General features: G+C 67.0%; 1 protein-coding gene and 2 pseudogenes. All 3 read left to right on the top strand.

Annotation, left to right across the window (positions count from 1 at the left end; translation table 11 throughout):
- Positions 1-573 (top strand): annotated as a pseudogene (locus tag RMN84_RS09055) (peptidase M28); the annotation flags it as partial.
- 140 nt (positions 574-713) lie between these two features.
- On the top strand, positions 714-1,037 hold the full coding sequence (locus RMN84_RS09050; RefSeq protein ID WP_309611847.1) for a UrcA family protein: 324 nt from the start codon (positions 714-716) through the stop codon (positions 1,035-1,037).
- A gap of 279 nt (positions 1,038-1,316) precedes the next feature.
- Positions 1,317-2,097: pseudogene (locus RMN84_RS09045) on the top strand (ribonuclease R); the annotation flags it as partial.

Below are 2,097 nucleotides of genomic sequence, written 5' to 3'. Positions count from 1 at the left end.
GGCGACCACACCGAATTCCTTAACGCCGGCTTCCCCGCCGTGCGCCTGTCCGTCGCGGTCGAGAATTACCGCCAGCAGCACCAGGACGTCCGCACCGAGAAGGGCGTCGTCTATGGCGACACGATTGACGTCATGGATTTCCCCTATCTGGCGAAGATCGTGAAGCTCAACACGGCGGCGCTGGCGGCCATCGCGAGTGCGCCGCCGCCGCCAGAACCGACGGTTGAGGGGGCGGTGAGTACGGATACTACGCTCGACTGGAAACCGACCCGTGCGGCTCGCTACGTCGTTCGTTGGCGTCGGACAGACTCGGCCCTCTGGACGGAATTCCGTTCAGTTCGGTTCAGGGAGGCCTGCTCGACGACGAGTTCCCTGCAAGCACCGACAACTGGAATGACGACGACTAAATCGTTCACAATAAGCTGCGAAGCCGTCCTCCCCCACATCCGCGTCGACGACTGGGTATTCGGCGTCTCCTCGGTCAGCGCCGACGGCTTCGAAAGCCCCGTCGCCAGCGCCGTCCCGGGCGGCGCGTTCCGCCCCTATGTCGCGCCGCCTGCAAAGACGCCCTAACCCGACAAACCGCAAAAGTCGGCACTTCATCGCCTGACCATCGGCAATCCATCGGTTCCCCGTCCACGCCGACTCGCCGCGATCGGCGCATGGTTAACGGCATCGGCAACCCGCCGACTCAACCTTTGGGGAGACCAACCATGCGCACCCGCACCATCATCGCTTCGACCTTCCTCCTGTGTGTCGGCGCCGTCGCCACCGCCCAGAGCCCGATCGTCGTTTCGGCCGACTCGCCGCCGACCGCTCGCGTGTTCATCGGCGATCTCAACCTTGCCGCGCCGGCCGGTCAGCGCACGCTGCATCGCCGGCTGGCCTCGGCGATCGAGGATGTCTGCGGCTCCTATGCCGGGCGGGTCGATCTGTCCGAAACCATGCGGATCGACGATTGTCGCCAGACGGCGCAGGCCGACGCCAACCAGCAACTGGCCGCGCGCACGCCCGAGCTCCGGCTCGCCTCGCGCTGAACTTCGCCCGACGCTCAGGGGGTTTGCGTCCCGGGCGATCATCCCCCGTGAAGGCAGGTTGCTGCTTTCGCGGGGGATGTCATATCCGCTCACACGTCTTCGAATAAAAACTGTCCTACAGCCGACCGCCTGCGCTACGCCCGCTCGCATGACTGTTTGCGACCGCATACTGACTCGGGCCAACGCGGCCGCTTCGGCCGTCTCGCTGCGCGCTAAACTGACTAAACTGACGCGATGCGCGGGCGAGGGCGTCAACATCGACAGCCTAATCGCCCACTGATGCCCCGCACGCCCCGCCCCGCGAAGGGCCTCCCCACCCAGAAGCAAATCCTCGAATTCATCGAGCAATCCGGCTCGCCCGCCGGCAAGCGCGAGATTGCGCGGGCGTTCGGCCTGTCGCCGCACGAGAAAATCCTGCTCAAGGCTTTGCTCAAGGACATGGCCGACGAAGGGCTGATCGACAGTGCCCCCGGCCGCGCCTTTCACAAGGCCGGCGGCGTGCCCCGCGTGACGGTGCTGCGCGTCGTCTCGGTCGAGGATGGGCAGGTGCTCGCGGTCCCCGAACAATGGCACGCCGAGACCCCGCCGCCGCGCCTGCGCGTGATCGAGAAAGGGCGAAAATCCGCCCTCGCGCTCAACGACCGCATCCTCGCGCGGACCGAAGAAGCGGGCAGGGGCCTTGTCGCCCACCCGATGAAGCTGCTGGCCAAGTCGACCGAACTGCTGCTCGGCGTCGTTCGGCAGGAGGGCAGCCGCCATTTCCTCACCCCGGTCGACAAGCGCGAGCGGCGCGAATTCATGATCTCCGACCTCAAGGACGCGCAGCCCGGCGACCTCGTCCTCGCCGAACCGTCGGGCCGTCCGCCGCGAGTCACCGCCCGCGTCGATGCCATCCTCGGCGACCCCTTCGCGCCGCGCAGCTTCAGCCTGATCGCGATTCACAAGCACGGCCTGCCCGACACCTTCCGCGACGAGACCGTCGCCGAGGCGGAGAAGGTCGCGCACCAGCCGCTCGGCGAGCGCGAGGAGCTGACCCACCTCCCGATCGTCGCGATCGACC

Origin of the sequence: Sphingomonas sp. (genome assembly GCF_031380695.1) — a bacterium.
Classification (GTDB): Bacteria; Pseudomonadota; Alphaproteobacteria; order Sphingomonadales; family Sphingomonadaceae; genus Sphingomicrobium.
This window is presented reverse-complemented; position numbering and strand designations above follow the sequence as displayed.